Genomic DNA, 25,655 nt, shown 5'->3' with positions numbered 1-25,655 from the left:
CAGCCCTCAAAGGCGGGGGCTCAGGCGAAGTCGGCCGACAGCGCCTGACGCACGGGAGCCGACATCACGGCCATGTGGCCGTAGTTGGCGTGGTCGAAACCGACGACGACGTCGCCGGTCCCGCTCCTGAAGGCCGCGACCTGCGCGGCCGTGAAGGGAAAGCGGATGAACTGGACGGACGAGGCCTTGCCGTCCTCGCGCGAACGCTCCTGGTCGTCTTCCGGCACGCCGCGGACCGTCTCGCGGTTCACGCGAATGAAGGCCGTGTGCTCGACACCGCCCAGCATGCCGAGCACGCGCGCGCGTCGCAGCGGATCGTCGATCTCGAACATCACGGTGGCGACAAGCTCGCTGCCCGTGGGGATCAGCGGATTGTAGGCCGCGAGCTCGTCGGGGAGCTGCTCGGCGCCGCCCTTCTCGATGAACAGCATCTCGAGCACCTGATGCAGCATCGTGTCGAAGGATTCGAAATAGAACGTCGCGAACGGGCCGACTTCGAGCCGGCGGTGCTTCTTGATCTCAGAGATCTGCTTGCGACGCTCGGCCCGCAGCTTCGCGTATTCCGCGATCGGGATGATGTCGGAGGCGTCGATCTTGCGCGTCATCACTTGTCCGTCCCTGCAAGCCCGTAGGCCTGCGCCAGAAGTTCGATCGGATGGCTCGCACGCGACGGCTTCGGCACCTGGTCGCCCGCCGTCATTTCCATCACCTGCATCAGGTGATCGGCCGCCAGCGGGCATTCGGACGCGACGAAGCTGGTGTCGTTCTTGAGCGCGGCCTGCGCGGCGGGCTTGCCGACCTTCACGGCGGTCTCGAAATTCTCCGTCCGCGCGCCCCAGATGCCGCCATGGCCGCTGCAGCGCTCGATCACCGCCACGCGCGTGCCGGGCACCAGGCGCAGCATCTCGGCGGCCTTCGCGCCCATGTTCTGCGCCCGCGCATGGCAGGCGAGGTGGACGCTGACACCGCCTTCGAGCGGCTCCAGGCCCGGCGCCAGACCGTGCTTCTTGGCGATGTCGACGACGTATTCGGAAAGGTCGAAGGTGGCGTTCGACAGGCGCTCGAGGCCCGGATCCTTGGGGCAGATCAGCTTCCATTCGAACTTGAGCATCAGGGCGCAGGAAGGCGTCAGCGCGATGATGTCGTAGCCCTTGTCGACCCACGGCAGCAGGGCCGCCGAGACCTCCTTGGCCGCGTTGGCCACCGATTCGATGTCGCCCAGCTCGAGCTTGGGCATGCCGCAGCACGCCGGATGCACGACCTCGGTCTCGACGCCGTTCTTCGCCAGCACGGCGCGCGCCGCCGCGCCGATGTCGGTGTTGTTGAAGTTCACGAAGCAGGTCGCATAGAGGACCGCCTTGCGCTTGCCGAAGGCCGGCGCCGCCTCGTTGAGCACGGCGCCCTCGCGGCGGGCGCGGATCTCGAAAGTCTCGCCGGCATAGCGCGGCAGCCGCGCCCCGTGATGGATGCCGGCCAGGCGCTCCATGCTCTGGCGCGTCGTCGTATTGTGCTCGTCGGTCGCCCAGTTCGCGGCCGAGGCGAAGAACGTGCCCAGCCGGCCGGTGCGATCGGTGTCGGCAAGCTGCCGATCGACGAAGCCGACGCCCTTCTTGCGCGCCTGCACGGCGCGGTGGCGCAGCATCAGATGGGGGAAATCCAGCGCCCATTCGTGCGGCGGCACATAGGGGCACTTGGTCATGAAGCACATGTCGCAGAGCGTGCAGGCTTCCTCGACCTGCGCGTAGTCTTCCTTCTTCACCCCGTCGAGTTCGCCGGTCGGGCCGTTGTCGATCAGGTCGAACAGGCGCGGGAACGAATCGCACAGGTTGAAGCAGCGACGACAGCCGTGACAGATGTCGAAGACCCGCTCCATCTCCTTCTCGAGCGCCTTTTCGTCCCAGAACCAGGGGTTCTGCCAATCGAGGTCGTGGCGGATCGGTGCTTCGAGGCTGCCTTCGCGCATGGGGATTCGCTTTGTGAAGGGGAGCGGGAAGAAAAAGGGGACCCGCGCGGGGTCCCCTTCGAACGAGCCGGTTGGGCTCAGCCCATCGTGTCGAGAGCCTTCTGGAAGCGGCCGGCGTGGCTCTTCTCGGCCTTCGCCAGCGTCTCGAACCAGTCGGCGACCTCGGCGAACCCTTCCTCGCGCGCGGTGCGCGCCATGCCCGGGTACATGTCGGTGTACTCGTGCGTCTCGCCGGCGATCGCGGCCTTGAGGTTGCTGTCGGTCGGGCCGATCGGCAGACCGGTGGCCGGATCGCCGCTCACCTCGAGGAACTCGAGATGGCCGTGCGCGTGGCCGGTCTCGCCCTCGGCGGTCGAACGGAAGACGACGGCGACGTCGTTGTAGCCCTCGACGTCGGCCTTCTGGGCGAAATACAGGTAACGGCGATTGGCCTGGCTCTCGCCGGCGAAAGCCGCCTTCAAATTGTCTTCGGTCTTGGAGCCCTTCAGAGTCGCCATGCTTCTTCTCCCTTTGCGATCGGCCCATCGGCCAATCTCACGAGGGGATTTAGGAGCCGGTGCGCGACGGCGTCAAGAACCTTAGAACCGTTCTAAGTTATTGCAAACGCTTCGCAATCGCCTTAACGGCGGACGCGGACGATGACGTCGACCCGGGAGAGCGTCGTGCCCTCGGGCGGCGCCGGCAGGCCGGCGATGGTCACGGCGTCGGACGGAAAATCACACAGTTCCCCGTCGGTCTCGACGAAGAAGTGGTGGTGATGACCGGTATTGGTATCGAAATAGGAGCGCCCGGGGGCAACGACGACCTCGCGCAGGAGACCGGCATCGCGAAACTGGTTCAGCGTATTGTACACGGTCGCCAGCGAGACCGGCATGCGGGTCGCCTTGACCTCGGCGTGCAGGCTCTCTGCAGTGACATGGCGATGGCCGCCCTCGAAGAGCACCCGCGCCAACGCGACGCGCTGACGCGTCGGTCGCAGGCCTGCAGCACGCAGGCTGACGGTATAGTCGGGGCCATTGTCTGTCATGATTGCAATCTTATGTACGCAGGTGAAAGAGACAAGGAAAGGGCATGTTTCGCCGATGCGGTCCGTTTGCGCCCGGCGTCCGGCATCCCTATTCTGGCTCCGAAGCCCTCCGGGGCGGCCTTTGGGACGGTGAATGTGAGCGAGCACGAGCAGAAGAATAGCTATACTTTCGAAGACTTGATCGAATGCGCCAAGGGTAACCTTTTCGGCCCCGGGAATGCACAGCTGCCGCTGCCGCCCATGCTGATGTTCGACCGCATCGTCAAAATCGATTCGACCGGGGGCAAGTACGGCAAGGGCGAGATCATCGCCGAGCTGGACGTGAAGCCCGAGCTCTGGTTCTTCGCCTGCCATTTCAAGGGCGATCCGGTGATGCCCGGTTGCCTGGGCCTGGATGCACTCTGGCAGATGCTGGGCTTTTTCCTGGGCTGGATGAAGGCGCCGGGCCGCGGCCGGGCGATCGGCGTGGGCGAAGTCAAACTCACCGGCATGATCGTGCCGACGGTCAAGAAGCTGACCTATCACGTACACCCGAAGCGTCTGATCCTGCGCCGCCTCGTCATGGGCGTCGGCGACGGTTTCGTGACGGCCGACGGAAACCCGGTTTATGAGGCGATCGATATGAAGGTGGGCCTGGTCAAGGATGGCCCGGTGGCGGCCGGAGCGGCAGCCTGATGAAGCGCGTCGTCGTCACGGGTCTCGGGATCGTCTCCCCGATCGGCAACAACGCCGCCGAAGTCACGCAGTCGCTGAAGGAAGGCAAGTCGGGCATCGAGTTCATGCCGGAATATCGCGACCTCGGCTTCCGCAGCCAGGTCGCCGGCACCCTGAAGCTCAATGTCGAGGAGCTGGTCGACCGGCGCCTCATGCGCTTCATGGGCCACGGGGCGGCCTATGCCTGGCTCGCCATGAAGGAAGCGATCGCCGATGCCGGCCTCGGCGAGGCCGAGATCTCGAACGAGCGCACCGGCCTGATTGCCGGCTCGGGCGGACCGACGACCGGCGCCATCGTGCAGGCGGCCCTGACCGCCAAGGAAAAGGGCCCCAAGCGCGTCGGTCCCTTCCAGGTGCCGCGCGCCATGTCGAGCACCGTCTCGGCGAACCTCGCGACCGCCTACAAGATCAAGGGGCCGAGCTATTCGATCAGCTCGGCCTGCTCGACCTCGGCACACTGCATCGGCAACGCCGTCGAGACCATCCAGCTCGGCAAGGCCGACCGCATGTTCGCGGGCGGCGGCGAAGAGCTGGAGTGGACGCTCTCCGTGCTGTTCGATGCCATGGGCGCCATGTCGTCGAAGTTCAACGATACGCCGCAGCGCGCGAGCCGCGCCTATGACCGCGATCGCGACGGCTTCGTCATCGCCGGCGGCGGCGGCATCCTGGTGCTCGAGGAACTCGAGACGGCGAAGGCGCGCGGCGCCAAGATCTACGCCGAGGTGATCGGCTACGGCGCCACGTCCGACGGCGCCGACATGGTCGCCCCCTCCGGCGAGGGCGCGTTGCGCTGCATGAAGCTCGCGCTCGCGGGTTTCCCGGACTCGCCGCGTCGCAACACCCCGGTCGACTACGTCAACACGCACGGCACCGCGACGCCGGTCGGCGACATCACCGAGCTCGACGCCATCCGCGCCGTGTTCGGCGACAAGCAACCCGACAAGCTGCCCACGGTGAGCTCGACCAAGTCGTTGACCGGGCACAGCCAGGGCGCGACCGGCGCCCACGAGGCAATCTATTCGCTGCTGATGATGAAGGACGACTTCATCGCCGCCTCCGCCAACATCGAGAATCTCGACCCCGGAGCCGAGGGCTATCCCATCGCCCGCGAGCGCATCGACAAGGCCGGCCTGCAGACCGTGATGTCGAACAGCTTCGGCTTCGGCGGCACCAACGCCTGCCTCCTGTTCACCCGCTACGATCACTGAGGCATCGATGTCAGATCGGACTGACGGCTCCGGCTTTCCCAAAGTCGACGGGCTGATGGCGGGTAAGCGCGGCCTCGTCATGGGCGTCGCCAACGACCGCTCGATCGCCTGGGGCATCACCCAGGCGCTGCATGCCGCAGGCGCCGAGATGGCCTTCACCTATCAGGGCGCGGCTTTCGGCAAGCGCGTGCTGCCGATGGTGCAGAAGCTCGGCTCCACCCTCGTCGTCGAGGCCGATGTCGAGGACGAAGCGAGCCTCGACACCCTGTTCGCGACGCTGAAGAAGGAATGGGGCCGGCTCGACTTCGTGGTCCATGCCATCGCCTTCTCCGACAAGGAGGAGCTGAAGGGCCGCTATGTCGACACGACCAAGGCGAACTTCCAGCGCAGCCTCACCATCTCCTGCTACTCGTTCACCGAGATCGCGCGCCGCGCGCTGCCGCTGATGACCGAGGGCGGCAGCATGATCACGCTGACCTACGAAGGCTCGACGCGGGTGATGCCGTCCTACAACGTGATGGGCGTAGCCAAGGCCGCGCTCGAGGCCAGCGTGCGCTATCTCGCGGCCGATCTCGGCCCGCAGGGCGTGCGCGTCAACGCGATCTCGCCCGGCCCGATGCGCACCCTGGCCGGCGCGGTGATCGGCGGCGCGCGCTACGTCTATCGCGTCTCGCGCGAGGCCGCGCCGCTGCGCCGCAACGTCGAATTGAGCGATGTCGGCGGCGCCGCGCTCTACTACCTGTCGGACCTCAGTGCCGGCGTCACGGGCACGGTCCACTTCGTCGATTCCGGCTATCACGCGATCGGCCTGCCGCACGACGGCAGCGCGGTGCCGAGCGCCAGCGGCGAACAGTAGGCCGTCGCTTCAGGCGATCACGATATCCATCGTGGTCGCCAGCGCGCCGGGCTCCAGGCCCGATGTCAGCTTCATCTCGATCCGCTCGCGCTGCGAATCGCATGCGACAGAAAACTGGCTGGTGAGTATCCGACCGTCGGCCTTCGCTTCCCGCCGTGCCTTCTGTCGAACCACACCCCTCATCCTGAGAGTCTGGCCGGAATGAATGCAGCTAAAACAAGGGGCTATGAACAGCCCCAATAACCTCACCCTGAGGAACATCGCGCAGCGATGTGTCTCGTCGCGCGGAGTAACCTCCGCGCTGGGGTGGGAACGCGCACCTTGCCTGTTGCCCATCCTTCGAGACGCGCCGCTTCGCGGCGCTCCTCAGGATGAGGTAAGTGCTTGAATCGATTCAATTCATTTCCGGCCAGCCTCTCAGGGTGAGGTCCTTATTGGAAGGCTCCGATAGCTACTGATCGAGCTCGAGCTTGTTCTCCTTGATGAGCTGGGCCCAGCGCGCGGTTTCTTCGGCGATGCGCGCCTGGAACTGCGCCGTCGTGTTGGGCAGGTAGATGAGCCCCTGGTCCGACAGCAGCTTCTGCACGTCGGGCGTCTGCGCGGCGGCGGTGTATTCCTTGTAGAGGCGGTCGACGATCGGTGCCGGCGTGCCGGCCGGCGCGATCAGCGCGTATCACGAGACGACCTCGGAATCGGCGAGCGACAGTTCCTTGAGCGACGGCACGTCGGGAAGCTGCGGCACGCGCTGCAAGGTCGTGACCGCCAGCGCGCGCAGCCGGCCCGCCTGGATGTGCGGCAGCAGGCTGGGAAGCGTGTCGAACGTCGTCTGGATGTCGCCCGCGAACAGCGCCGGCAGCGATTCATTGGTGCCCTTGAAGGGGACGTGGACGACGTCGATGCCGGTGCGCTTCTTCAGCAGCTCGAAGGTGAGATGCGCGGGGCTGCCCGGCCCGACCGAGGCGAAGTTCATCACGCCCGGTTGGGCCTTGGCGGCGGCGATGAGTTCCTGCGCCGTCTTGATCGGCGAATTGCCCGCGACCACCAGCACCAGCGGCGAGGCGGCGAACATGGTGATGGGGATCAGGTCGTCCTTCACGCTGTAGGGCATCTGCTTGTACAGCGACGGGAAGATGGTGAGCGGGCCGAGGTTGCCCATGCCGATCGTGTAGCCGTCGGGCTTGGCCTTGGCGATCTCGGTCACGCCGATGCGGCCGGCGGCGCCGGCCTTGAAGTCGGTGATCACCGTCTGGCCCAGCGCCTTCGAGACCCTGTCGTTGAACGCGCGTGCGATCACGTCGTTCAGGCCGCCCGCCGGCCATGGCACGAGGAACCGCACCGGCCGCGTCGGCCAATCGCTCGGAGATTGGGCGTTGGCCTGGACCGCTGCCGCCAGAGGCGCCGTGCCCAGGAGAGTTGTCAGGAGACGTCGCGAGATTTTCATGGGCCCACACACAGCAATAGTCGGGCCGCACGCTAGAGGACGCGCCCCACCGAAGTCGACTCCGGCATTCCGTCTCTACAGGTTCTTCGAGCGCCTGTCGGAAGATGAAAGCGCGCTGCAGTGTCCGGGGCAGTGTCCGGGCGGGCGCGCTTCGCCCGTCCAGACAAAAAAGCGAGTCAGCGTCAGCCCGGCCAGCTCGTCACGGCAGCAGGACGATGTCGTCCGGCCGCCATTCCTGCTTGAACCACGGTTCGAGCGGGCCGTAGAGGCGCAGGATCGTGAACCACGATTTGCCGGGGACGGTCTGGATCCAGTTGCTCTCGCGGCCCGGCGGCGCCTTGGGGCCGAAAAACACATCCACCGAGCCGTCGGGGTTGGCTTGCACCGACCTGTTCTGGCTGCTCACGCTCGGGAACCGCGCATCGGTCTGGAGCATCGAACGAGTCTGGGCGTCGTACACGATCACCGACCAGAAGGTCTTGACCGGGACGTGCGGCGGAAGGTGCAGCCTGTAGCTCTTGCCGCCGTCGAGCGGGTTGTTGTCGGCGTCCGTCGCGGTCCACGGATAGGTCGAGCCCTCGCCCACGATCTGCGTGTCCATTGCCGGCGTGACGCCGGTGGCGGCGAAGAAGTACATGGCGCTGCCGGTGAGGTTGGCGACGCCGGGCTGCCATTCGAACCGGTAGCCGCCGATGAACGGCCGCTTCCATTTCCGATTGTCGAAGAACAACGCCTCCTTCTCGCGGTTCCGGTAGAACAGCGTCCGCCCGGTGGCGTCGCCGACGACGGCCGCTTCGGTGAGGATCTTCTTCATCCGCTCGTCGGGCGCGAAGGGCTTGCCCTTCTGGATGCCGATCGATGCCCAGAACCCGAGCGTCGTCGGATCGACCGCCTCGGTCGGCTCGTTCTGCACCGCCTCGTTCAGCAGTTCCCAGAAGCGGAAGTCGCCGGGCCCCACCATGTTGAAGGGCTTGCCCGACATGTCGAGGAAGTTCATCGGCGACGCCGCGGCGGACTGGCCGAGCGGATAGACCTTCGTCGTTTTCTTGACGAGGTCCACGCCCGGCGCCGGGCTGCCGTCGACGACGAAGCTGCGCCATGCGACCCAGACGCTGAGGCTGCCCGGACGGATGACGTGGTAGCCCGGCGGGACCTCGCCCTTGTAGCCGGGCGGCAGGATGAGAAATTTGCCGCCTTCGCCGCGGTCCGGCCCGGTGAAGCCGATATCGCCGGCCCAGCGATACCAGATGTCGTTGACCAGGCCGAGAACCTTGGGCGGCGCCTCGACCACCAGCGGGCCCGTGCGCAGGTCGATCCAGAACCATGTATAGGGCGTGTTGTCGTTGGCGGTCAGCTCGACGGTGCGCGAATCGACCAGCTGCTCCCAGATCGGCACGGTGGTGTTCGCCGGGCCCATCGCGAGGATGGCTGCGCGGTTGGCCATCTGGTTGACCACCGGAAGGGCGAGCAGATAGGCCTGAACCGCCCGCTGGAAGTCGAGATTGTCGTAGATCCTGTCGGTACTCGCCTGGTCCGGCACGCCGCCCAAGAAGCGCAACGGGCCGAGTCGTGTATCCACGCTGTCGGGCACGACGACGCCGGGCGGCATCGGCGTGGTGAACTTGTAGGCCGGGGGCGCCGGCGTCCCGGTCAGGGGTTGGGCGAGGATACTTCCGCCAGCGGACGCCATCGCGACGGTCGCGGCGCATGCTGCGAACACCAGCTTTATCGGTTTCATCGGTCCACTCCCCTCCCCAAGACCGGCGCGTTCTCGCACATTTCGGCCGCGGATGAAATCTAACCGCATCGAGACTGTGAATAGTTGTCAGGTGCGTCTGCGGCACGGCGCTTGAGTGGACGTAGCGATGCGGGCCCCGGCAACCGCCTGATAGGGGAATGCACAAACAAAAACGGCGGCCCATGGGCCGCCGTTCTTTTATCGATCGATGGGCGATTACTCGCCGGCGGGAGCCTCGTCGACCGGCTTGTTCGAGATGTCCTCGCCGGTCTCCTGGTCGACCACCTTCATCGAGAGGCGGACCTTGCCGCGATCGTCGACGCCCAGGACCTTGACCTTGACCTGGTCGCCTTCCTTGATGACGTCCGTCACCTTGGCGACGCGGCGCGGCGCCAGTTCCGAGATGTGCACGAGGCCATCGCGCGCCCCGAGGAAGTTCACGAAGGCGCCGAACTCGACGGTCTTCACGACCTTGCCGGTGTAGATCACGCCGACTTCCGGCTCGGCCACGATGCCCTTGATCCAGTCGATGGCGCGCTGGCCGGCCTTGGCGTCCACTGCCGCGACCTTGATCGTGCCGTCGTCCTCGATGTCGATCTTGGTGCCGGTCTGCTCGGTGATCTCGCGGATCACCTTGCCGCCCGTGCCGATCACTTCGCGGATCTTGTCCTTGGGGATCGTGAACTGCGTGATGCGCGGCGCGGTCGACGCGACGCCCTCACGCGCGCCGCCCAGACCCTTGGCCATTTCGCCCAGGATGTGGATGCGGCCGTCCTTGGCCTGGCCCAGCGCGACCTTCATGATCTCCTCGGTGATCGAGGTGATCTTGATGTCCATCTGCAGCGAGGTGATGCCCCGCTCCGTGCCGGCGACCTTGAAGTCCATGTCGCCCAGGTGATCCTCGTCGCCCAGGATGTCCGACAGGACGGCGTAGCGGTCGCCTTCCTTGATCAGGCCCATGGCGATGCCCGCCACCGGACGCTCCATCGGCACGCCGGCATCCATCAGCGCCAGCGAGCCGCCGCAGACCGAGGCCATCGAGGAGGAGCCGTTCGACTCGGTGATCTCCGAGACGATGCGGATCGTGTACGGGAACTTGTCCTTCGACGGCAGCATCGGACGGATCGCACGCCAGGCGAGCTTGCCGTGGCCGATCTCGCGGCGGCCGGGCGAACCCATGCGACGCACTTCACCCACCGAGTAGGGAGGGAAGTTGTAGTGCAGCATGAAGTGCTCGCGGTACTCGCCCTCGAGCGCGTCGATGATCTGCTCGTCCTGTCCGGTGCCGAGCGTGGTCACGACCAGCGCCTGCGTCTCGCCGCGCGTGAACAGCGAGGAGCCGTGGGCGCGCGGCAGGATGCCGACTTCGGCGACGATCGGGCGGACCGTCTTGGTATCGCGGCCGTCGATGCGCTTGCCGGTGTCGAGGATGGCGTTGCGGACGACGTCGGCCTCGAGGTTGCCGAACTGCTCGCCGAACGCGGCCAGGGCGGCCTCGTCGCCTTCGAACAGCTTCTTGGCTTCGGTCTTCACCGCGCCGATCTTGGCCTGGCGAGCCTGCTTCTGGGTCTCGGCGAACGCCTCGACCAGCTTAGCCCGCATCTCGGCCTTGAGCTTCTCGGACACCGTCTTGGACGCTTCCGACGGATCGGTGAGCGGCAGCGGATCCTTGGCGCAATGCTCGGCGAGCTGGATGATCGCGTCGATCACCGGCTGGAACGAGCGATGGGCCTCCATGACGGCGTCCAGCATGACGTCCTCGGAAAGCTCCTTGGCTTCCGATTCGACCATCAGCACGCCTTCCTTGGTGCCGGCGACGACGAGATCGAGCGAGCTCGTCTCGAGCTGGGCCTTGGTCGGGTTCACGATGTACTTGCCATCGCTGTAGCCGACGCGCGCCGCGCCGATCGGACCCATGAAGGGCACGCCCGAGATCGTCAGCGCCGCGGAGGTCGCGACCATCGCCAGGATGTCGGGATCGTTCTCGAGATCGTGGGCCAGCGTCGTGACGACGACCAGCGTCTCGTTGCGATAGCTCTCGTGGAACAGCGGGCGGATCGGGCGGTCGATCAGGCGCGAGGTCAGGATTTCCTTCTCGCTGGGACGGCCCTCACGCTTGAAGAAGCCACCGGGGATCTTGCCCGCAGCGAATGCCTTCTCCTGGTAGTTCACGGTCAGCGGGAAGAAATCGAGGCCGGGCTTCGGCTTCTTCTCGAACACGACGGCGGCCAGCACGGTGGTGCCGCCGTAGGTCGCCATCACGGCGCCGTCGGCCTGGCGCGCGATCTTGCCGGTCTCGAGCACGAGCTTGCGCCCGGCCCACTCGACTTCCTTGCGAAAAACTTCAAACATCTCATTCATCCTTTCCATCACGGTCGCCTGCCCCCGTTTGGCTGCGACCGCCCATCGGCGCCCTTGCGCCGACAGGACCGGGCCAGGCGTTTGCTCTCGCCCCTGCCTTCCCGGTTACTGCGAAGTCGCGTCAGCCGGCCGAACTCACGGGGACCGGGCGACGCGACGCGAAAAGGCCCCATCCGAGGATGGGGCCGAAGGATCAGCGACGCAGACCCAGACGCTCGATCAACGTGGCGTAGCGCTTGTTGTCGCGCGACTTGAGATAGTCGAGCAGACGGCGGCGCTGGCCGACCATCTTCAGCAGACCGCGGCGCGAATGGTGGTCCTTCGCGTGGCCCTTGAAATGCTCGGTGAGGTTGGAAATACGCTCGCTGAGGATAGCGACCTGGACTTCCGGCGAACCCGTGTCGCCTTCTGCCTGGGCATACGTCTTGATCAGCTCCGCCTTGCGGTCGGCTGTAATCGACATCGGTCATCTCCTGAAACTAAAGGTTGAACACGCGCACCGGCTGGAGAGCGACGCCGTCCGAACGGACCAGCGCCACGAGCCTGCTGCCGACCTCGGCGCGAACGAGTGCGCCGGACGGAGGTGCGTCCCGGGTCAAGAGCACCGGCTGGCCTTGGCACAACCGGCTCGCTTGGGCTTCCGTCAGGGCCAGCGCCGGGATGTCGTCCAGCGCGGTCGCAACGGGAGCCAGAGCCCCGAAGAGCGCGGGAATATGCCCGAGGGCCTCCAGTTTGGAAAGCGAAATGGACCCTTCTTCCCGAAAGGGTCCCACAACCGTCCGGCGCAGTGCCGACAGGTGCCCGACGGTGCCGAGCGCCAACGCAAGGTCGCGCCCGAGGGACCGGATATAGGTGCCCTTGCCACACTGGACCACGAAATCTGCGTGGTCGCTGTCGGGGCGGCCCATGAACTCCAGCCGCTCGATCAGGACCCGACGTGCCTTCAACTCGACGGTCTCGCCGGCCCGGGCGAGATCGTAGGCCCGCTTTCCGTCGATTTTCAGGGCCGAGAAGGCCGGCGGCATCTGCTCGATCTCGCCCAGGAAGGCGGGCAGCGCGGCCGAGAGGGCGGCATCGGTCGGCCGGACCTCGCTGGTGGCCGTGACCTCGCCTTCGGCGTCCTCCGTCGCGCGGGCTTCGCCGAAGCGCAGGGTGAACCGGTATTCCTTCCGCGCATCCATGATGAAGGGCACCGTCTTGGTGGCCTCGCCGAGCGCGATCGGCAGGATCCCGCTGGCCAGCGGATCGAGGGTGCCGCCGTGTCCCGCCTTCTGGGCGCCGAACAGCCGGCGCACGCGGCTGACGGCCGGCGTCGAGCCCAGCCCGACCGGCTTGTCGAGCACGATCCAGCCATCGACCTTCTCGCCCTTTTTCCTGCGGCTCATGCGAGCGCGCCGCTCTCGAGTTCCATCGCGCTCGTTTAGGCCGTCAGGACCCTAGGCGCCAGCCGTCGACCAGACCGGCTGCACTCACTCCTCGTCCTTGATATCGCGGGCGACGTCAGGCCGGCGCAGGAGCGCTCCGATCTTGTCGGCCTCGTCGAAGGTGCGATCGATGGCAAAACGAATCTCGGGGGCGGTGCGCAGGCCGGCCTTCTCGCTGACCCGGCCGCGGAACCAGGGCGCCGCGCGGCGCAGCGCCGCCAGCAGCCGTTCCTGATCGTCGCCGCCCAGCGGCATGACATAGGCCGTGGCGTTGCGCAGGTCCGGGCTGACATCGACCGACGTCACGGTGATCGTGGCGTCGCGCAGATCCGGATCGCGCATGTTGCCGCGCTCGAGGAGATCGGCCAGCAAATGGCGGATCTCCTCGCCGACGCGCAGCTGGCGCTGGCCGGGGGCACGATTTTCTTTGTCGGACGAGCGACGCCGCGACATGGGATTTTCCTCTTGGTTCTCGCCTCCCCCGTGATCGGGGGAGGCGAAATCGCTACAGCGTCGCCTGGACCTGCTCGACGTCGAAGCATTCGACGATGTCGCCGACCTTCATGTCCTCGTAGTTCTCGAAGGCCATGCCGCACTCGAAGCCGTGCTGCACTTCCTTCACTTCGTCCTTGAAGCGACGCAGGCTCTTCAGCGTGCCCTCGTGGATCACGACGTTGTCGCGCAACAGGCGAACCTTGTTGCCGCGCGTGACCTTGCCATCGGTGACCATGCAACCGGCGACGTTGCCGGACTTGGTGACCTTGAAGACTTCGCGGATCTGCGCGTTGCCGACCAGCGTCTCCTTGTAGGTCGGGTCGAGGAGGCCGACCATCAGTGCCTGCATGTCCTCGGTCACCTTGTAGATGATCGAGTAGTAGCGGATGTCGACCTTGTCGCGCTTGGCGATCTCACGGGCCTGCGGATTCGCACGCACGTTGAAGCCGATGATCAGCGCGCCCGACGCCTTGGCCAGCGTCATGTCGGCTTCGCTGATGCCGCCGACTCCGCTGTAGACGACGCGCGTGATGACCTTCTCGGTGCCCAGCCGCGACAGCGCGCCGGCCAGCGCTTCCGCCGAACCCTGCACGTCCGCCTTGATGAGCACCGGCAGTTCCTTGGCGGTACCCTCGCGGATGCCCTTGATCATCTCCTCGAGGGTGCCGCGGCCGCCCGCGGCCCGCGCCAGCTCGAGCTGGCGATCGCGCCGGACGCGGAAGTCGGCGATCTCGCGCGCACGCGCCTCGCTCTCCACGACGTGGAACTCGTCACCCGCCTGCGGCGTGCCGGCGAGACCCAGAACCTCGACCGGGAAGGCCGGACCGGCATCCTCGACGGGCTTGCCATGGTCGTCGACCAGACGCCGCACGCGGCCCCAGACCGAGCCGGCCACCAGGATGTCGCCGACCATCAGCGTACCGCGCTGGACCAGCACCGTGGCGACCGAACCGCGGCCCGGATCGAGCTTGGCTTCGATCACGACACCGTCGGCGTCACGATCGGGATTGGCCTTCAGTTCGAGCACCTCGGCCTGCAGCAGGATGGCTTCCTCGAGCTTGTCGAGGTTCATCCGCTTGGTCGCCGACACCTCGATCGACTGGACCTCGCCGCCCAGCGCTTCGACCTGGATCTCCTCGCGCAGCAGTTCGTTCTGAACGCGGCTCGCGTCCGCGCCCGGCTTGTCCATCTTGTTGATGGCCACGATGATCGGCACGCCCGCCGCCTTGGCATGGGCGATCGCTTCCTTGGTCTGCGGCATGACGCCGTCATCCCCGGCCACGACCAGCACGACGATGTCCGTCACCTTGGCGCCACGGGCGCGCATGGCGGTGAACGCTTCGTGGCCTGGCGTGTCGAGGAAGGTGATCTTCTGCTGCGACGGCAGAGTCACCTGGTAGGCGCCGATATGCTGGGTGATGCCGCCGGCTTCGTGTGCCGCCACGTCGGTGGCGCGCAGCGCGTCGAGCAGCGACGTCTTGCCGTGATCGACATGGCCCATGATCGTGACGACGGGCGGACGCGGCTGCATCAGCTCGTCGGCATCGGGGACATCGGCGAGGCCGGTCTCGACGTCGCTTTCCGTGACACGCTTGTAGCGGTGACCCATTTCCGTCACGACCAGTTCGGCCGTATCGGCGTCGATCGCCTGGTTGATGGTCGCCATCACGCCCATGCGCATCATCGTCTTGATGACGTCGGCACCGCGCTCCGACATACGCGCCGCGAGTTCCTGAACCGTGATCGATTCAGGGATCGTGACTTCGCGATAGACCTTCTGCTGCGGCTCGTTGCCGAACTGCTGGCGACGCTCGCGCTCCAGTCGGCGACGCTGCTGCGCCACAGACCGGCTGCGGAAATCGTTCTCGCCCGCGACCGCGCGACCGACATCGACCTTGTCGTTGCGGCGCTTGGGTGCCTCGCGACGCGCGCCCGTCGGCTGCGCCGGGCGCTTGATGGCCAGCGGCGGACGCGGGGGCGGACGGCGGAGCGCCTCGCTGGTGGACGGGCCGACCGGACGGCGAATCGGCGCAGCCGGAGCGGCCGGTGCCGCGGCCGCCGGCGGCGGCGCAGGACGCGCATCGGTCCCGGGTGCGGGACGGGCAACCGTGGCCGGCGCCGAGGTCGGCGGCGACTGGTCGAGGCGCTTCTGGACGAGCGCGTCGGCCTTGCGCTTGACCTCTTCCTCGGCCTTCTTGCGGGCCTCTTCCTCGGCGAGGCGCTTGCGATGCTCCTCGTCGGCCTTCTTGCGAGCCTCTTCCTCGATGGCGCGGCGGCTGGCTTCCTCGGCGGCGCGCTTGCGCGCGATTTCCGCGTCGCGGTTGGCATCGACCAGGGCGCGCGCGCGCGCTTCCTTCTCTTCCTCGGTGAGCGTGCGCAGCACGATCCCACGACCGCCCGGCTGCCGGGTCGGTCCCGGCGCACGGTTGACCGACGGCGCGGGCGCCTGGCCGCCACCGCTGCCGAGTTTCAGCGTGCGTCCGGCGGGTGCCGGCGCAGCCGCCTTGGGCGCTTCGGGCGCCGGAGCGGGCGCCGCAGGAGGGGGCGCAGCCGCTGCGGCGGGCGGGGGCGTGGCCCGCTTCACCGGCTTCTTCACCTCGACCGTTACCGCGCGCGTACGCCCGTGCGAGAATTTCTGGCGCACCTGCGTCGCGTCTGCCTTCGAGGCCGCGCCCGTGCGCGTCGTCGAGAGGGTCAGCGGCTTGGTCGATTTGCTCTGTTCGTTCTGATCCGTCATGTCGGCTGTTGTCCTTGGTCCGCTCCGGCCCGTCAACCGGCGCCGTTCAGCCGGAACCCGCGCCAACGCGCTGCCCCGACAGAAATTCGTTCAATGAAGGCGCCGCCCGCATCATCGCGGGCGATCGCCACGTAGACCGCCTGTTCGCGGCCGAAGATTCCGCCCAGCGCGGCCGCATCGGCCAGCCGCTCCAGCGGCAGACCGGTCGCCCGCAGCTTCTGTAGTCCGTCCCCGTCCGCATCCTCAGCGACGACGAGAAGTCCTGCCTGGTGGCGGCCGATCATCTGTTCGACCTTCACGAAGCCCGCGACCGCACGGCCGGCGCGGCGCGCGCCCCCGAGGTCGCCCAGGACACGTTCGAGCAGCAACCGCTCGACCCTGTCCACGAGGTCGGCCGATGCCTTCACCGGCGCACGTGCAGCTCTGGAGAACAACTTCTTCTCGACCGCCCGTTCCAACGCGGCGCGCTCGGCCCGCACCCACATGCCACGCCCCGGCAACCGCCGCGCCAGATCCGGCACGACCTCGCCTTCCGGCCCCACGACGAACCGGATCATCGTCTCGGGCGCACCTTCGACGCCGGTCGCGATGCAGGTGCGCATCGGGCTGGCGGGAGGTGCCGAGAGATGGGGTTCGGTCATGGCGAAGGCAAGGGCCAAGGGCGTCTTCTCCGTCAGGCCTTGGCCGCTTCGTCGGCCGGTGCGGCCTCGTCGGCGAACCAGTGCTCGCGCGCCTTCATGATGATGGCGTTGGCGGCATCGTTATCCATGGTGCTCTCGCCCACGATCTCGCGCAGCTCGTCGGAGGCCAGGTCGGCCAGGTCGTCGAGCGTCTTCACGCCCGCCTCGCCCAGCGCCACCACCATCGGCAGGGTCAGGCCCTCGGCGTTGGCCACGTCCTCGGCGACGCCCAGCGATGCCAGGCGCTCGGCCAGCTCGGCGTCGCGCTTCTCGAGATATTCGCGGCCGCGGCGCTGCAGCTCGGTGGCGATTTCCTCGTCGAAGCCCTCGACCGTGGCCAGGTCCTCGACTGCGGCGTCGGAGACGTCCTCGACCGAGGCATAGCCTTCGGCGACCAGCAGATGGGCGATCACGTCATCGACATCGAGCGTGGCCTTGAAGAGTTCGGTGCGCTCGCGCGTATCCTTCTGGCGGCGCTCGCTCTCCTCGGTCTCGGTCATGATGTCGATCTCCCAGCCGGTGAGCTGTGACGCGAGCTTCACGTTCTGGCCGCGGCGACCGATCGCCAGGCTGAGCTGGTCGTCGGGAACGACGACCTCTGTCTTGTTCTTCTCCTCGTCCATCAGCACCTTGCTGACCTCGGCCGGGGCCAGCGCGTTGACGATGAAGTTCGCCGTGTCGTTCGACCACGGGATGATGTCGACCTTCTCGCCCTGCAGTTCCTGCACGACTGCCTGCACGCGGCTGCCGCGCATGCCGACGCAGGCGCCGATCGGATCGATCGAGCTGTCGTGGCTCAGCACCGCGATCTTGGCGCGGCTGCCCGGATCGCGGGCCACCGCCTTGATCTCGATGATGTTGTCGTAGATCTCGGGCACTTCCTGCATGAACAGCTTGGCCATGAACTGGGGATGGCTGCGCGACAGGAAGATCTGCGGGCCGCGCGGCTCCTCGCGCACGTCGAAGATATAGGCGCGCACGCGATCGTTCACGCGCAGGCTCTCGCGCGGGATCGTCTCGTCGCGGCGGATCACGCCCTCGGCGCGCTGCAGGTCGACGGTGATGTTGCCGTAGTCGACGCGCTTGACCACGCCCGACACGATCTCGCCGATGCGGTCCTTGAATTCCTCGTACTGGCGCTTGCGCTCGCTCTCACGCATGCGCTGCGTGATGACCTGCTTGGCGGTCTGGGCGGCGACGCGGCCGAAGTCGATCGGGGGCAGCTCGTCGGTCAGGAAGTCGCCGACCTGGGCCTCGGGATTGCGGCGCTGGGCGTCGGCTACCGAGACCTGGGTGTTCTCGTTCTCGATCACGTCGGAGACCTGCATGTAGCGCAGCAGCTTGATCTCACCGGTCTTGCGATCGATTTCGGCGCGGATGTCGTGCTCCAGACCGTACTTGGCGCGGCCGGACTTCTGGATGGCCTGTTCCATCGCCTCGAGCACTTCCTCGCGCTCGATGCCCTTTTCACGGGCGACCATGTCGGCCACCTGCAGCATTTCGAGGCGCGGGATATCGGCTGTCGTCGCCATGTCTCTTCCCTCTTCCTTAAGCTTTAGCCAGTCCGTTCAGTGGGTCTGCCCGGCCGCACCCTCGGCGGCCAGACGGTGTTCTTCGATCAGGCGGTCGGTCAGTTCGAGCTTGGCGCGGGTCACGGCTTCGAGCGGCACCGCGGCTTCCTTGCCGTCGTCGAGGCGCAGGCGGACCAGATTGTCCTCCAGCCCGAGCAGCGTTCCCTTGAAGCGGCGCCGTCCCTCCACCGGAAGCGCGGTCTCGAGCCGGGCGATGTGCCCCGCCCAGCGCACGTAATCCTTGGGGCGGGTGAGCGGCCGGTCGATGCCGGGCGAGCTCACTTCCAGCGTGTAGGCTTCGGTGATCGGGTCCTCGACGTCCAGAACGGCCGAGACGGCGCGCGACACGGTCGCACAATCCTCGACGTCCAGGGACCTTCCATCGGCGGGCTCGATCATGATCTGCAGAGTCCCGCCCTTGCTCAGGGCGACGCGAACCAACTCGAAGCCCATGCCGACGATCGTCGGGGCAACGATGTCTTCGATTCGACGCAGCAGATCGGTCACGCGGGCGGCACTTCTCGATGTTTGGGCGGTTGGGAGGGGCCAAATGAAAAGAGCGGGTTTTCGGCCCACTCTTTTTCTTTGGTTCATCCCGTGAACCCGATGAGGATGGCGCGGATATAGGCTCCTGCCTGCCGACTGGCAAGGGATTCCAGCATGCTCTATGGGGGGACCTGATCCACCCTCTATATATAGTGTCACCCCCATTCAAAGGGCGAGGTGCCCCGCAGGACCGGCAGGATCGAAGCGGGGTCGCTAGCGCCGTCTCAGCCGCAGGAAGACGGGCTTGTGACCGGCCAGCATTTTCTGTTCGTAGCGGGTGCCCGGCCAGTCGGCCGGACGGCCGCGCCAGTCGGCCGGGCTTTCGGCCAGCCACTCGAAAGCGGCATGGCGGCAGGCATGTTCGACCATCCAGGGCAGGTAGCTCGGATCGTCGGTGGCGAGCCGCAGTTCGGCGCCGGGCTTCATCAACCGGGCCAGCACGTCGAGGTTGGAGCGCTGCACGAACCGCCGCTTGTGGTGGCGCGTCTTCGGCCACGGGTCGGGGAACAGCACGAAGGCGCGCGACAGCGATTGCGGCGGCAGCGCCTGCATCACGAAGCGGGCGTCGTCGGTGAACAGCCGGATGTTCGACACGCCCGTCCGCTCGATATGCGCCAGGCACTTGGCCACGCCGTTGATATAGGGCTCGCAGCCGATCAGGCCGACCGAGGGATGGTGCTCGGCCTGCCAGACGAGATGCTCGCCGGCGCCGAAGCCCACTTCCAGCCACACGCCGTCGGCCGGCAGCGTGCCCCCGAAAGCCTGCGCGAGATCGATTTTCGCGGCGCTCTCGGCGACCTCGTTGTCGGGGGTGACGATGGGTTCGGCGGGCAGGGCGACGGCGAGGCGAGGCAGCAGCGTGTCGAGCAGCGACTGCTGCCCGGCCCGCAGTTTCTTGCCCCGTCGACGACCATGCAGCGTGCGTCGGCGGGCTTCTTCCATGATGCTTCCGGGGCGATCCCTACATGATCACGTCGATGAGGTACGGGCCCTTGTGCGACATGGCGTAGGTGAGCTGCTTGGTCAGCTCCTCCAGGTTGGTCGCCTTGCCGTTCGGCACGCCCATGCCCTTGGCCAGATCGGTGAACTGCAGGGTCGGCCGATCGAGCGTCAGCATGTCGATGGCACGCGGGCCGGGGTTGGCGGCGCCGACATCGGCCAGCTGACTGTAGAGGATGTTGTAGGACCGGTTCGAGAAGATCATCACGCAGACATCGAGATTCTCACGCGCCATCGTCCACAGCGATTGGATCGTGTACATCGCCGAGCCGTCGCCGATCATGCAGATGACCTTGCGATCCGGACAGGCCACGGCCGCACCGACGGCGACGGGACCGCCGAAACCGATCGAGCCGCCCATGTTGTTCAGCCAGTCGTGCGGCGGGGCGCCGGCGCTGAACGGGAAGAAGCCGCGGCCGGTCGTGACCGATTCGTCGACCACGATGGCGCCTTCCGGCATCGTGGCGCCCAGCGCCTGGCCGAGGCCATCGAGCGTGAACTTGCCGGTCGGACGGTCCGGACGGCTGGGCTGCGCGATGCCTTCCGGCTTCACGTTCATCGCGTCGAGTTCCATCGCCAGCGCCTCGAGCGAGCCGATCGGATCGCCCTCGACCGGGCACAGCGTGCTGATCTCGCAATCGTCCGGCGACAGTACGGACGGCTTGCCGGGATAGGCGAAGAAGGCGAACGGCGCCTTGGCGCCGCACAGCACCATCTGCTTGGTGCCCTTGAGCTGGGCCAGAGCGTTCTCGACCACGAAGTGCAGGCGCAGGACCGGAATACGGCCGGCGCCGCGCTCGATGCGGGCCGTGCCGCCGGCACCCTGGACCTTGCAGCCCGTCTTGGCGGCGATCTTGCCGGCCAGTTCGAGGCCGCGGGCGCGCAGGGCGCGGCCGCCGATGAAGAGCATGGCGCCCGGCATCTTGAGCGCCTTGGCGGCGGCCACGACCGTCTCCTTCGAAGGCTTGTCCGGCGCCGGAGCGGCCGGCGTTTCGGCCGGGCCATCGGCTTCGCCCCAGGCGGTGTCGGCCGGCAGGATCAGGGTCGCGATCTGGCCCGGCGCCACGTTGGCAGCCTGGATCGCCAGCGCGCCGTCGCCGGCCACGGTCTTGGAGGTCGGCGAGGTCTTCACCCAGTGCGAGAAAGGACGCGCGATGCCTTCGATGTCGGCGGTGAGCGGCGTGTCGTACTTGATGTGATAGAGCGCGTGCTCGCCAACGATATTGACCACGCCCGAGCCCGCCTTCTTGGCGTTGTGCAGGTTGGCCGCCGCGTTGGCGAGGCCGGGCCCCAGATGCAGCAGGGTCGAGGCCGGCTTGTCGGTCATGCGGTAATAGCCGTCGGCCGCACCCGAACAGACGCCTTCGAACAGGCCGAGCACGCAGCGCATGCCCTCGACCCGGTCGAGCGCGCCCACGAAATGCATCTCGGAGGTGCCGGGGTTGGCGAAACAGACTTCGACGCCGCCCTTGACCAAGGTGCGGACCAGACTTTCAGCTCCGTTCATCGACTTTCCCCAAAACGCGGATGATTCAAATTCGCCGGCACCCTAGGCCAGTCGCGGCGTTAACCCAAGGCTTTGCAATTTCCGAGAATTTCGCTTTTCGAACGTTCTTGCTTCATTCTCAAGATCTTGTTTGCTACACTTGAAGCATTATTTGAATTCTTAAGAACGAAAGATTTTTCATGAGCCATTCGGGCCCCTCCGAGAGCTCGGCCGACGCGCTTTTCGTCGTCGGCACCGATCTCGTCGAATTCGACCGCAGCGATCTGCCGATCTACGCCACGCCTGCCTCGCGCTGGGCGGAAGCCGGTGCGGAGATGGTTTCCTACGGCGCGCCGCTCGATCGGCTGTTCGGCGAGCCGGGCGAAGTTTTCGTGGACGGCGGTCCGGGTACCGTCGAGGGCACGCCGCCTTCGATCGGCGAAGACAGCCTGGTCGTGCTGAGCGACCTGTCGGACGGCGTAATGCTTCCTGCGGCCGATCAGACCGCCGCGATGCACGAAAGCGTCACCGTCTACGATTTCGCCACCGATGCCCATGTCGTCCTGCATGTTCAGGACGGCTCGAACTGGGATCAGGCCGATGCCGGGTGGTCTTTCGACCACCACTAGGCCGAGCGAAGCTCGACCTGCCGCCTCCCCGTTTGAACGGGGAGGCCAGCTCACGAAAACGCCCCTCTACGCGGCGTCGCCCAGTTCGAGCTGGACGAGGTTCATCCAGTAGGCCGCCCCGGTCGTCAGGATCTGGTCGTTGAAGTCGTAGAGCGGCGAATGCACGTTCTGGCAGCCGCCCTCGCCCGTGCCGCCGTTGCCGATCATGATGTAGGCGCCCGGCTTCTTCTCCAGCATGAAGGCGAAATCCTCGGCACCGGCCAGCGGTGACGTGTTCGCCTCGACATGCTCGCGGCCGACCGTCAGCGCCGCGGCCTCGACGGCGACTGCCGTCTGCTCGGCGGCGTTGACCAGCGCGGGATAGCGACGATGGTACTTGGAAATGGCCTCGCAGCCCCCGGCCTGGGCGATGCCGGACGCGACCTCGGCCAGCCGCCGCTCCAGCAGGTTGCGCACATCGGCCGAGAAGCTGCGGGCGGTGCCGCGGATCAGCACCTCCGACGGGATGACGTTGGGCGAGCCGGGGGTACCGGCCGCGATATGGCCGACGCTCAGCACCGCCGCCTGGCTCGACGGCACGTTGCGGCCGACGATGCCCTGCACCGCGACGATGAACTGCGCCGCCGCGAAGGTCGGATCGGTGCCGCGATCGGGCATTGCGCCATGGCCGCCGGTGCCCTTGAACACGACTTCCCAGCTGTCGGACGAAGCCAGCATCGCGCCGGTACGGATGGCGAAGTGGCCGACCGGGAAGCCCGGCATGTTGTGCATGCCGTAGACCACGTCGCACGGGAACTTCTCGAACAGGCCTTCCTCGATCATCACGCGCGCGCCGCCGAGACCTTCTTCAGCGGGCTGGAAGATGAAGTGCACCGTGCCCGCGAAGTCGGGCGCCGCCGCGAGCTGCTTGGCCGCGCCCAGCAGCATCGTCGTATGCCCGTCGTGGCCGCAGGCATGCATCTTGTTCGGGATCGACGAAGCATATTCGAAGTCGTTCCTCTCCTGCAGGTGCAGCGCATCCATGTCGGCGCGCAGCCCGATCGTCTTCTGGCCCGGCCGGTTGCCCTTCAGGGTGCCGACGACGCCGGTCGTGGCCAGGCCTCGATGCACCTTGAGGCCCCAGGAGGTGAGCTTGTCGGCCACGATCTGGGCCGTCCGCTCCTCCTCGAAGGCGGTTTCGGGATGGCGATGGATATCACGGCGGATGGCGGTGAGATCGGCCAGGTCCGCGGCGAGAAGATCGGGGGTGTAACGGGTCATGACCGAAGATTAGCTTGAGCGGCGGAGGCCCGTCGAGCCGCGAAACATCGCCATCCGGTTGTGTGCGCCGCAGGCATCCTGCACAGTTTGCCGCTCCTTCATCCAGGATGAACGGCCATGACAGAGTCCGCCAAGCTCTCGGGAGCAAGACCCCGCCTCTATCAGACGCCGTCGTCCTACTATTCGATGATCGCGCGGCTCGCGCTCGCCGAAGGCGGCATCGCCTATGAGCGCGTCTTCGTCGACATTCACTACCGGTTGAGCCAGCAGCAGCCGGACTATGTGCGGCTCAACCCGGGCATGACCGTGCCGACGCTGGTGCTGGACGATCGCGTCCTCGTCGAGAGTCGCGACATCGCCCAGTATGCGCTGGGTGTCCCGACCGACGTCGAGACGCAAGCCTGGCTCGACCTCCACTATGGCTATCCGATCGAGGAATTGACCTTCGGCGGCATCCTCGCCCGCAATCCCCTGGCCCGGATCCTGATCCCGAAGCGACTGGAAGCGGCCCGCCGCCAGCTCCTGGCTCACGCCACCGAGAATCCCGACCTCGCTTCCGTCTACGAAGCGCGCGCCGCGGTGTTTGCCGGTCGGATCAAGGCGTTCGAACCGGACGCCGTCGTGGCGCTTTCGCAGCGGCGGCGCACCGAGGCCATCGGCTTCATGGACCGACTCGAGCAGACACTGCGGGACGGCCGCCCGGTGCTGGTCCCGCCCGCCTATGGCGTCGCCGATGTGGTCTGGACCGTGTTCCTCGGGCGCATGGAATTTGCCGGTCTCGGGGCGGAAATCCCGAAGCGGCCTGCACTTGCGCGCTATTGGGCCGCCCTGCAGGCGCGTCCCAGCTTTGCCGTTGCCGACATCTGGACGAAGTTTCATGTCGGCCGCCTGATCGGCGGGATTCTGGGCATCGGCAGGAACTGAGGCGGCGGATCGTCCGAGGGGCCGGCCGGGGGTGGCGTCCCTGCCCGCAACGCGCTAAAGCCGCGCCGCCATGATCCTTTTCCCCGCGATCGACCTCAAGGACGGCAAGTGCGTGCGCCTTCTCCGCGGCGACATGCAACGTGCCACCGTGTTCAACGACAGCCCGGCCGCCCAGGCCAAGGCCTTTGCCAATGCCGGCTGCGAGTGGCTGCATCTGGTCGACCTCAACGGCGCGGTCGAGGGCCATCCGGTGAACCGGGCGGCGGTCGAGAGCATCCTCAAGGAAGTCGACGTCCCGACCCAGCTGGGCGGCGGCATCCGCACCATCGAGAGCATCTCGCAGTGGTTCGACGCCGGCGTGAAGCGGATCATCCTGGGCACGATCGCGGTCAAGGAGCCGGGCCTCGTGAAGGCCGCCTGCAAGCAGTGGCCGGGCCGCATCGCGGTCGGCATCGACGCCCGCGAGGGCATGGTCGCGGTCGACGGCTGGACCAAGCAGAGCACGGTGCGCGCGCTCGACCTCGCGCTGCGGTTCGAGGATGCCGGCGTGTCGGCCATCATCTACACCGACATCGACCGCGACGGCGCCATGGGCGGCGTCAATGTCGACGCCACGGTGACGCTCGCGCAGCATCTCACGACGCCGGTCATCGCCTCGGGCGGCGTCAGCTCGCTCGACGACCTGCGCGAACTGCGCCCGACCGAAGAGTTCGGCATCATCGGCGCCATCGTCGGCCGCGCGCTCTATGACGGTCGCGTGACGGTGCCCGACGCCATCCAGGTTCTGAAGGGCGAGTAGCGGCCATGCTGAAGGTCCGCATCATTCCCTGCCTCGACGTGAAGGACGGGCGCGTCGTGAAGGGCGTGCAGTTCGTGGGCCTGCGCGATGCCGGCGATCCGGTCGAGCAGGCGCGCATCTACGATGCCGCCGGCGCCGACGAGCTCACCTTTCTCGACATCACCGCGAGCCACGAGAATCGCGACACCATCCTGGACGTGGTCGGCCGCACGGCGGAGCAATGCTTCATGCCGCTGACGGTGGGCGGCGGCGTGCGCCAAGTCGAGGATATCCGCCGACTGCTGCTGGCCGGCGCCGACAAGGTCTCGATCAATTCGGCGGCGGTGGCGCGGCCAGAGTTCGTGCGCGAAGCGGCCGAAAAATACGGCGACCAGTGCATCGTCGTGGCGATCGACGCGCGCAGCAGCGGTCCCGGCAAGTGGGAGGTCTTCACCCATGGCGGCCGCAAGGGCACCGGTCTCGACGCCATCGAGTGGGCGCGCCGCATGGCGGAGTCGGGCGCGGGCGAGATCCTGCTCACCTCGATGGATCGTGACGGCACCAAGTCGGGCTTCGATCTCGAGCTGACGCGCGCGGTTTCGGATGCGGTCCCTGTGCCGGTCGTGGCCTCGGGCGGCGTCGGCACGCTCGATCACTTCGTCGACGGAGTCATCAAGGGCGGCGCTTCGGCGGTGCTCGCGGCTTCGATCTTCCACTTCGGCGAATTCACCATCGCGCAGGCGAAGGAACATCTCGCACGGGCCGGCGTTCCGGTACGACAATTCTCGCGCGCTGCATAATTTTCGCGTAATGTTCCG

The 25,655-nt window shown here is 66.9% G+C and carries 24 protein-coding genes and 1 pseudogene; 7 read left to right on the top strand and 18 right to left on the bottom strand.

The features are described 5' to 3' along the window. Positions 1-20: 20 nt before the first annotated feature. The 4 genes from ACP15H_RS25245 to irrA all read right to left on the bottom strand — a co-directional run bounded on the left by ACP15H_RS25245 (position 21) and on the right by irrA (position 2,990). Positions 21-605, bottom strand: a complete 585-nt coding sequence (locus ACP15H_RS25245; RefSeq protein WP_425068885.1) for a DUF3501 family protein — start codon at positions 603-605, stop codon at positions 21-23. After that, positions 605-1,963, bottom strand: a complete 1,359-nt coding sequence (locus ACP15H_RS25240) for a heterodisulfide reductase-related iron-sulfur binding cluster (protein ID WP_425068884.1) — start codon at positions 1,961-1,963, stop codon at positions 605-607. Before ACP15H_RS25240 ends, ACP15H_RS25245 begins: the two co-directional genes overlap by 1 nt. Before the next feature lie 77 nt (positions 1,964-2,040). Continuing rightward, the gene (locus tag ACP15H_RS25235; RefSeq protein WP_425068883.1) at positions 2,041-2,460 is read right to left on the bottom strand and encodes a rubrerythrin family protein; all 420 of its coding nucleotides are present in this window, start codon (positions 2,458-2,460) and stop codon (positions 2,041-2,043) included. 122 nt (positions 2,461-2,582) lie between these two features. After that, positions 2,583-2,990 (bottom strand): iron response transcriptional regulator IrrA, encoded by a 408-nt coding sequence (irrA, locus tag ACP15H_RS25230; protein ID WP_425068882.1) that lies wholly within the window; start codon positions 2,988-2,990, stop codon positions 2,583-2,585. A gap of 135 nt (positions 2,991-3,125) precedes the next feature. Here irrA and fabA point away from each other — a divergent pair, with 135 nt between their 5' ends. Genes fabA through ACP15H_RS25215 form a run of 3 tightly spaced genes read left to right on the top strand, consistent with a single transcriptional unit; the run spans position 3,126 to position 5,768 of the window. Then, a complete protein-coding gene (gene fabA / locus ACP15H_RS25225; protein WP_425068881.1) occupies positions 3,126-3,665 on the top strand; it encodes a 3-hydroxyacyl-[acyl-carrier-protein] dehydratase FabA in 540 nt (179 codons plus the stop codon). Further along, complete coding sequence (gene fabB / locus ACP15H_RS25220; RefSeq protein WP_425068880.1) at positions 3,665-4,912, top strand: beta-ketoacyl-ACP synthase I; 1,248 nt, start codon at positions 3,665-3,667, stop codon at positions 4,910-4,912. Before fabA ends, fabB begins: the two co-directional genes overlap by 1 nt. Positions 4,913-4,919: 7 nt before the next feature. Beyond that, on the top strand, positions 4,920-5,768 hold the full coding sequence (locus ACP15H_RS25215; protein WP_425068879.1) for an enoyl-ACP reductase FabI: 849 nt from the start codon (positions 4,920-4,922) through the stop codon (positions 5,766-5,768). 9 nt (positions 5,769-5,777) lie between these two features. Here the strand turns inward: ACP15H_RS25215 and ACP15H_RS25210 are convergent, their stop codons facing one another. From ACP15H_RS25210 to ACP15H_RS25150, 13 genes and pseudogenes are all read right to left on the bottom strand, one after another. Further along, positions 5,778-5,942 carry a hypothetical protein gene (locus ACP15H_RS25210; RefSeq protein WP_425068878.1) on the bottom strand — a complete coding sequence of 55 codons (165 nt, stop codon included), beginning with the start codon at positions 5,940-5,942 and terminating at the stop codon, positions 5,778-5,780. A 277-nt stretch (positions 5,943-6,219) separates the two neighbouring features. After that, positions 6,220-7,209 (bottom strand): annotated as a pseudogene (locus ACP15H_RS25205) (Bug family tripartite tricarboxylate transporter substrate binding protein). Between the two features lie 199 nt (positions 7,210-7,408). Then, complete coding sequence (locus ACP15H_RS25200; protein ID WP_425068877.1) at positions 7,409-8,947, bottom strand: DUF1254 domain-containing protein; 1,539 nt, start codon at positions 8,945-8,947, stop codon at positions 7,409-7,411. Between the two features lie 216 nt (positions 8,948-9,163). Then, complete coding sequence (gene pnp / locus ACP15H_RS25195) at positions 9,164-11,299, bottom strand: polyribonucleotide nucleotidyltransferase (RefSeq protein WP_425068876.1); 2,136 nt, start codon at positions 11,297-11,299, stop codon at positions 9,164-9,166. 202 nt (positions 11,300-11,501) lie between these two features. Then, positions 11,502-11,771 (bottom strand): 30S ribosomal protein S15, encoded by a 270-nt coding sequence (gene rpsO / locus ACP15H_RS25190; RefSeq protein ID WP_425068875.1) that lies wholly within the window; start codon positions 11,769-11,771, stop codon positions 11,502-11,504. A gap of 16 nt (positions 11,772-11,787) precedes the next feature. After that, on the bottom strand, positions 11,788-12,693 hold the full coding sequence (truB, locus tag ACP15H_RS25185) for a tRNA pseudouridine(55) synthase TruB (protein ID WP_425068874.1): 906 nt from the start codon (positions 12,691-12,693) through the stop codon (positions 11,788-11,790). A gap of 84 nt (positions 12,694-12,777) precedes the next feature. Continuing rightward, positions 12,778-13,185 carry a 30S ribosome-binding factor RbfA gene (gene rbfA / locus ACP15H_RS25180; protein ID WP_425068873.1) on the bottom strand — a complete coding sequence of 136 codons (408 nt, stop codon included), beginning with the start codon at positions 13,183-13,185 and terminating at the stop codon, positions 12,778-12,780. A gap of 52 nt (positions 13,186-13,237) precedes the next feature. After that, the gene (gene infB / locus ACP15H_RS25175) at positions 13,238-15,964 is read right to left on the bottom strand and encodes a translation initiation factor IF-2 (protein WP_425068872.1); all 2,727 of its coding nucleotides are present in this window, start codon (positions 15,962-15,964) and stop codon (positions 13,238-13,240) included. 32 nt (positions 15,965-15,996) lie between these two features. Then, entirely contained in the window at positions 15,997-16,623 is a 627-nt protein-coding gene (locus ACP15H_RS25170) for an RNA-binding protein (protein ID WP_425068871.1), read from the bottom strand. 14 nt (positions 16,624-16,637) lie between these two features. After that, positions 16,638-18,176 carry a transcription termination factor NusA gene (gene nusA, locus ACP15H_RS25165; protein ID WP_425068870.1) on the bottom strand — a complete coding sequence of 513 codons (1,539 nt, stop codon included), beginning with the start codon at positions 18,174-18,176 and terminating at the stop codon, positions 16,638-16,640. A 36-nt stretch (positions 18,177-18,212) separates the two neighbouring features. Next, a complete protein-coding gene (rimP, locus tag ACP15H_RS25160; RefSeq protein ID WP_425068869.1) occupies positions 18,213-18,722 on the bottom strand; it encodes a ribosome maturation factor RimP in 510 nt (169 codons plus the stop codon). Between the two features lie 252 nt (positions 18,723-18,974). After that, complete coding sequence (gene trmB / locus ACP15H_RS25155) at positions 18,975-19,703, bottom strand: tRNA (guanosine(46)-N7)-methyltransferase TrmB (protein ID WP_425068868.1); 729 nt, start codon at positions 19,701-19,703, stop codon at positions 18,975-18,977. 19 nt (positions 19,704-19,722) lie between these two features. Continuing rightward, positions 19,723-21,267 (bottom strand): acetolactate synthase large subunit, encoded by a 1,545-nt coding sequence (locus ACP15H_RS25150; protein ID WP_425068867.1) that lies wholly within the window; start codon positions 21,265-21,267, stop codon positions 19,723-19,725. Between the two features lie 179 nt (positions 21,268-21,446). Here ACP15H_RS25150 and ACP15H_RS25145 point away from each other — a divergent pair, with 179 nt between their 5' ends. After that, complete coding sequence (locus ACP15H_RS25145) at positions 21,447-21,875, top strand: hypothetical protein (protein ID WP_425068866.1); 429 nt, start codon at positions 21,447-21,449, stop codon at positions 21,873-21,875. A gap of 66 nt (positions 21,876-21,941) precedes the next feature. On the opposite strand, the gene ACP15H_RS25140 is transcribed toward ACP15H_RS25145, so the two are convergent. After that, positions 21,942-23,135 carry a M20 aminoacylase family protein gene (locus ACP15H_RS25140; protein ID WP_425068865.1) on the bottom strand — a complete coding sequence of 398 codons (1,194 nt, stop codon included), beginning with the start codon at positions 23,133-23,135 and terminating at the stop codon, positions 21,942-21,944. A 117-nt stretch (positions 23,136-23,252) separates the two neighbouring features. Between ACP15H_RS25140 and ACP15H_RS25135 the strand changes: the two genes are divergently transcribed. The 3 genes from ACP15H_RS25135 (at position 23,253) to hisF (ending at position 25,637) form a co-directional block, all read left to right on the top strand. Beyond that, positions 23,253-24,059 carry a glutathione S-transferase family protein gene (locus ACP15H_RS25135; RefSeq protein ID WP_425068864.1) on the top strand — a complete coding sequence of 269 codons (807 nt, stop codon included), beginning with the start codon at positions 23,253-23,255 and terminating at the stop codon, positions 24,057-24,059. A gap of 70 nt (positions 24,060-24,129) precedes the next feature. Beyond that, positions 24,130-24,858 (top strand): 1-(5-phosphoribosyl)-5-[(5-phosphoribosylamino)methylideneamino]imidazole-4-carboxamide isomerase, encoded by a 729-nt coding sequence (hisA, locus tag ACP15H_RS25130; RefSeq protein WP_425068863.1) that lies wholly within the window; start codon positions 24,130-24,132, stop codon positions 24,856-24,858. A gap of 5 nt (positions 24,859-24,863) precedes the next feature. Then, entirely contained in the window at positions 24,864-25,637 is a 774-nt protein-coding gene (hisF, locus tag ACP15H_RS25125) for an imidazole glycerol phosphate synthase subunit HisF (protein WP_425068862.1), read from the top strand. Positions 25,638-25,655 lie beyond the last annotated feature (18 nt).

The organism is Reyranella sp. (genome assembly GCF_965249915.1).
Lineage (GTDB): Bacteria > Pseudomonadota > Alphaproteobacteria > Reyranellales > Reyranellaceae > Reyranella.
Note: the sequence above shows the minus strand (reverse complement) of the source record. Positions and strands in the feature narration are given on the sequence as shown.